The 5,159-nt window shown below is 74.3% G+C and carries 6 protein-coding genes; 4 read left to right on the plus strand and 2 right to left on the minus strand.

What is annotated here, in order from left to right; all coding sequences use genetic code 11:
- Together JNW87_RS34395 and JNW87_RS34400 are read right to left on the minus strand one after the other, a co-directional pair.
- Positions 1–395: CrcB family protein (locus tag JNW87_RS34395; RefSeq protein ID WP_238455118.1), on the minus strand; the 395-nt coding region annotated here is incomplete at its 3' end.
- A gap of 278 nt (positions 396–673) precedes the next feature.
- On the minus strand, positions 674–1,897 hold the full coding sequence (locus JNW87_RS34400) for an MFS transporter (RefSeq protein ID WP_238455119.1): 1,224 nt from the start codon (positions 1,895–1,897) through the stop codon (positions 674–676).
- 150 nt (positions 1,898–2,047) lie between these two features.
- On the opposite strand from JNW87_RS34400, the gene JNW87_RS34405 reads away from it, so the two are divergent.
- The 4 genes from JNW87_RS34405 to JNW87_RS34420 all read left to right on the plus strand — a co-directional run bounded on the left by JNW87_RS34405 (position 2,048) and on the right by JNW87_RS34420 (position 4,988).
- Complete coding sequence (locus JNW87_RS34405) at positions 2,048–2,497, plus strand: MarR family winged helix-turn-helix transcriptional regulator (RefSeq protein ID WP_238455120.1); 450 nt, start codon at positions 2,048–2,050, stop codon at positions 2,495–2,497.
- A 124-nt stretch (positions 2,498–2,621) separates the two neighbouring features.
- Positions 2,622–3,929, plus strand: coding sequence for a phenylacetate--CoA ligase PaaK (gene paaK, locus JNW87_RS34410; RefSeq protein ID WP_238455121.1), 1,308 nt, complete (start codon positions 2,622–2,624; stop codon positions 3,927–3,929).
- 37 nt (positions 3,930–3,966) lie between these two features.
- A complete protein-coding gene (gene paaI, locus JNW87_RS34415) occupies positions 3,967–4,350 on the plus strand; it encodes a hydroxyphenylacetyl-CoA thioesterase PaaI (RefSeq protein ID WP_109800329.1) in 384 nt (127 codons plus the stop codon).
- Positions 4,351–4,421: 71 nt separating this feature from the next.
- On the plus strand, positions 4,422–4,988 hold the full coding sequence (locus JNW87_RS34420) for a dienelactone hydrolase family protein (RefSeq protein WP_109800317.1): 567 nt from the start codon (positions 4,422–4,424) through the stop codon (positions 4,986–4,988).
- Positions 4,989–5,159: the final 171 nt, after the last annotated feature.

Below are 5,159 nucleotides of genomic sequence, written 5' to 3' on the forward strand. Positions count from 1 at the left end.
AGCGTCGCCGCGAGGTACGCCAGCGCGGTGCCCGCCGCGCCCGCGGCCACCGCGCGCTGGGCGTCGACCGCGTACGCGGAGAAGGTGGTGAAGCCGCCGAGCACCCCGACGCCGAGGAACGGCCGGACCAGCGGGTGGGCCGGTCGGGCCCTGAGCACCGCCATCAGCGCGCCGATCAGCAGGCAGCCGGTGACGTTGATGCCGAAGGTGGCCCACGGGAAGCCGGTCGGCGGGTGCGGGAACGCGGCCTGGATGCCGGCCCGGGCCAGCGCCCCGAGCACGCCGCCGGCGGCGATGGCCCCGAGCACCGTCGCGGGGTGGGCGGTCAGCTCCGCCCGGTCGGCGGGTACGTGCAGGTCGACGTCGGGGTCGACGCGGAACTCGGGTGGTGTCACGGTGCCTCCCCACCAGGACGGGCATCACTGGCAGGGACCGTTGGCGAGCGTGTCGCGGTTCTCCCGGCGTGGCCCGGGACGGCGGGCCCCACCGCCGGTCTCCGGCCGAGCATAACCCCGCGCGTACGCGGCCGGCCGTGCCCACCGGCGGGCAGTGTGCCGACGAGCGATATGACTGTCAGGCATATTTATGACTGGCAGTCATATCGCTCACCCGACGTGTCAAGCCGCGGCGTCGGTCACGGTGCGTGAATGCCCGCAGGCCGCAGTCCGCCGGGTCAGGCCGCGGCGTCGACCAGGTCGGCGGGGGCGGCGGCGCGGGCGGGCTCGTGCCGGGCGAGCCGCTCGGCGACCAGCAGCACGACCAGCCCGAGCAGGGTGAGGGCGGCACCGGCCCAGATGGGCGCGGTGTAGCCCAGCCCCGCGCTGATGGTGACCCCGCCGATCCAGGCGCCCAGGGCGTTGCCGACGTTGAAGGCGGCGATGTTCGCGCCGGAGGCGAGGGTGGGGGCCTGGTGGGCGTACTTCATGATCCGCATCTGCAGCGGCGGCACGGTGGCGAAACCGAACGCGCCCAACAGCAGCAGGGCGGCGACGGTCAGCACCGGGCTGGTGGCGGTCAGCGCGAAGCCGACCAGCACCACGGTGAGCACCGCCAGCACGATGACCGGGGTGCGGGACAGTGACACGTCCGCCGCCCGCCCACCGGCCAGGTTGCCCGCGAAGAGCCCCACCCCGAACAGCACCAGCAGCCACGGCACCGTCGCGGTGGCGAAGCCGCTCACCTCGGTCAGGGTGTACGCGATGTAGGTGAAGGCGCCGAACATGCCGCCGAAGCCGAGGATGGTGATCACCAGCGAGAACCACACCTGCCGGTGGGTGAAGGCGCGCAGCTCGCCGCGGAGCCCGCCGGCGGGCGCGGCGTCGGTGGCCGGTCCGCGACCGGGCACCAGCAGGGCCAGCCCGATCAGCGCCACCACACCGACGCCGGTGATCGCCCAGAAGGTGGCCCGCCAGCCGAGGTGCTGGCCGAGGAACGTGCCGAACGGCACGCCGAGCACGTTCGCGGTGGTCAGGCCGGCGAACATCAGCGCGATCGCCCCGGCCCGCCGGGCCGGTGCGACCAGGCCGGCGGCCACCACCGCGCCGATGCCGAAGAACGCGCCGTGGCAGAGGGCGGCGACGATCCGGCCGGCCAGCATCGTGGCGTAGTCGCCGGCCAGGGCGGAGACCAGGTTGCCGGCGATGAAGAGCACCATCAGGCCGAGCAGGACGTTCTTGCGCCGCAGCCGGGTGACCGCGGCGGTGAGGGCGACCCCGCCGACGGCCACGCTGAGCGCGTAGCCGGAGATCAACCAGCCGGCGACCGACTCGGTGACCGCGAAGTCCGCCGCGACCTGGGGGAGCAGCCCCATGATCACGAACTCGGTCAGCCCGATGCCGAACGCCCCGATCGCGAGGGCGATCAGGCCGCCGGGCAGGGCGGAGGTGCGCTGAGACATGACGTCCCCATCCGTGTGTCGGAATTCGTGCCCAAGAAGACAAGCAGCGCGTGCAACTACCCGCGCTGGCAACGAAATAGTTGCACGCGCCTGATATCGGCGCAAGCGTGCTAGCCTGAGAGGCGTCCACGTCACACCGGAGGAGGCGTCATGGGGATCGGCGACGACGCGGTCGAGATCCGCGCCCAGGGCTGGCGTACCCTCGCCGCCCTGCACGGCCTGATCGAGACGGCGTTGGAGCGCGCCCTCCAGGCCGAGCACGACCTCTCCGTCGTGGAGTACACGGTGCTGGACGCCCTGTCCCGCCAGGACGGCTGGCACATGCGGATGCGGCAGCTGGCCCGGGCCGCGGCGCTCTCCGGCAGCGCCACCACCCGCCTCGTCACCCGACTCGAGGACCGCGGCCTGCTGACCCGGATCCTCTGCGAGGACGACCGGCGCGGCATCTACACCGAACTGACCCCGACCGGCTCCGAGCTGCTCGCCCGGGCCCGGCCCACCCACGACCGGGTGCTGGCGGACGCCCTGGCCGAGGGGGAGCGGACCCCCGAGCTGGCGCCGCTGGTGGACGCGCTGCACCGGCTGCCCGCCGCCCGCTGACCCGCGTCGCTCCCGGGCCGGTGCGCGCCACCTGACCTGGCACCACGAGCCGGTACGGGCGTACGGTACCCAGCATCGCCCGGCGCCCGAGCGGCGTCGGGACACCGTCGCGCAGGAGGCAACCGTGCAGGACCGCACCCCTCGTCCGGAGGAGCTGGAGCCCGTGGAACGGGCCGGCGTCGACGAGCTGCGGGCGCTGCAACTGGACCGGCTGCGCCGGTCGCTGCGGCACGCGTACGACCACGTGCCGCACTACCGCCGGGCCTTCGAGGCGGCGGGCGTCCACCCCGACGACTGCCGGCAGCTGGCCGACCTGGCCCGCTTCCCGTTCACCGGCAAGGCCGACCTGCGGGAGAACTACCCGTTCGGCATGTTCGCCGTGCCCCGGGAGCAGATCGCCCGGCTGCACGCCTCGTCCGGCACCACCGGCCGGCCCACCGTCGTCGGGTACACGAAGGATGACCTCGCCACCTGGGCCCGGCTGATGGCCCGGTCCATCCGGGCCGCCGGCGGCCGGCCCGGCGACCGGGTGCACGTGGCGTACGGCTACGGCCTGTTCACCGGCGGGCTCGGCGCCCACTACGGCGCCGAGGAGTTGGGCTGCACAGTCATCCCGGTCTCCGGCGGCATGACCGAGCGCCAGGTCATGCTGATCCGCGACTTCGAGCCGGACGTCATCATGGTCACCCCCAGCTACATGCTGGCCATCGTGGACGAGATGGAACGGCAGGGCGTCGACCCGAAGTCCACCTCGCTGCGGGTCGGCGTCTTCGGCGCCGAGCCGTGGACCGAGGACATGCGCCGCGAGATGGAGCAGCGGCTCGACATGCACGCGGTGGACATCTACGGGCTCTCCGAGGTGATGGGTCCCGGGGTGGCGGTCGAGTGCGTGGAGACCAAGGACGGCCTGCACCTGTGGGAGGACCACTTCTACCCGGAGATCATCGACCCGGTCACCGGCGCGGTGCTGCCCGACGGCGAGCAGGGCGAGCTGGTGCTCACCTCGCTGACCAGGGAGGCCATGCCGGTGGTCCGCTACCGCACCCGGGACCTCACCCGGCTGCTGCCCGGCACGGCCCGCACGATGCGCCGGATCGAGAAGATCACCGGGCGGACCGACGACATGATGATCGTGCGCGGGGTGAACGTCTTCCCCACCCAGATCGAGGAGCTGATCCTGCGTACCCCGGCGCTGTCGCCGCACTTCCAGTGCGTGCTGGACCGGCAGGGCCGGATGGACACGCTCACCGTCAAGGTGGAGCGCCGGGCCGGGGTGGCCGCCGACGAGGCCGCCCGGGCCGGGGCGGCGCTGGTGGAGCAGGTCAAGAACACCATCGGGGTCAGCGTCGCGGTGCAGGTGATCGAGCCGGACGGGGTGGAACGGTCGATGGGCAAGATGCGCCGGATCGTGGACCAGCGGCGGGGGCGCTGACGTGGGGGAGCGGGGCGACCGTACGGCGGCGCACGAGATGTTCGACGCCGACGTGGCCTCCAAGGGGCTCGGCATCGAGCTGGTCTCCGCCGCCGACGGCGCGGCCGTGGCCCGGATGCGGGTCACCGCGGCCATGCTCAACGGCCACGCCATCGGCCACGGCGGCTTCGTCTTCCTGCTCGCCGACACCGCGTTCGCGCTGGCCTGCAACAGCCACGGGCCGGTGACCGTCGCCGCCGGCGGCGAGATCAGCTTCCTCCGCCCGGTTCGCGAGGGCGACCTGCTGGAGGCCCGGGCCACCGAACGCACCCGGTACGGCCGCAGCGGCATCTACGACGTGACGGTCTGGCGGGACGACGAGGTGGTCGCCGAGTTCCGCGGCCGCAGCCGGACCCTGGCGGCCCGCGCCGAGCCGGGCTGAGCGGCCGGATCGTCGCCCGCCACCCGGCCCGGCGGCGCCGCGCCGTCGGAGAGCTGCGGCACGATGGCCGGATGGGACAGATCCTGCTCTTGCATTCCGTGTACGGGCTGCGCCCCGCGGTGCTCGCCGCCGCCGACCGGTTGCGTGCCGCCGGGCACCAGGTGGTCACCCCCGACCTGTACGGACTACCGGCCGCGAACACCGTCGAGGACGGCTTCGCCCTGCTCGACAAGGTCGGCCGGGACACCGTGCTCGACCGGGCCCGCGCCGCAGCGGCGGACCTGCCGGCGGAGACGGTGCTGGCCGGCTTATCGATGGGCGCCGGGGTGGCCGGGGCGCTGCTCGCCGAGCGGCCCGCCGCGGCGGCCCTGCTCCTGCTGCACGGCACCGCGGGCGCGCCGGAGGCGGTGCGTCCGGGGCTGCCGGTGCAGCTGCACCTCGCCGACCCGGACGAGTACGACCCGCAGGACGAGGTGGACGAGTGGCGGCGGGCGATGACCGCCGCCGGGGCGGACCTGTCGGTGTACCGCTACCCGGGGCCCGGGCACCTCTACACCGACCCGGACCTGCCCGACCACGACCCGGTGGCCGCCGAGCGCACCTGGGCACGCGCGCTGGCGTTCCTCGCCGGCCGCTGACCCGCTCCCGGACGCCTCCGCCGCTGGCTCAGGCGGCGGCGCGGAGGATCGGTCCGGCCGCGGCGGGCCCGGTTCGACGGCGCCGGACCGTGGCGTCGGACAGCCTGACCGGGGACCCGACCGGTACGGACGGCGCCGCGTTCCCGACCGGGGCGACCGGCCGTCGCCGAC

This window comes from Micromonospora sp. ATA51, from assembly GCF_016802855.1.
Lineage (GTDB): Bacteria > Actinomycetota > Actinomycetes > Mycobacteriales > Micromonosporaceae > Micromonospora > Micromonospora sicca.

Coding starts and splice junctions, on each gene's coding strand:
- JNW87_RS34400 (WP_238455119.1), bottom strand. CDS start 1,897: ATGTCTCAGCGCACCTCCGCCCTGCCCGGCGGCCTGATCGCCCTCGCG.
- JNW87_RS34405 (WP_238455120.1), top strand. CDS start 2,048: ATGGGGATCGGCGACGACGCGGTCGAGATCCGCGCCCAGGGCTGGCGT.
- paaI (WP_109800329.1), top strand. CDS start 3,967: ATGTTCGACGCCGACGTGGCCTCCAAGGGGCTCGGCATCGAGCTGGTC.
- JNW87_RS34420 (WP_109800317.1), top strand. CDS start 4,422: ATGGGACAGATCCTGCTCTTGCATTCCGTGTACGGGCTGCGCCCCGCG.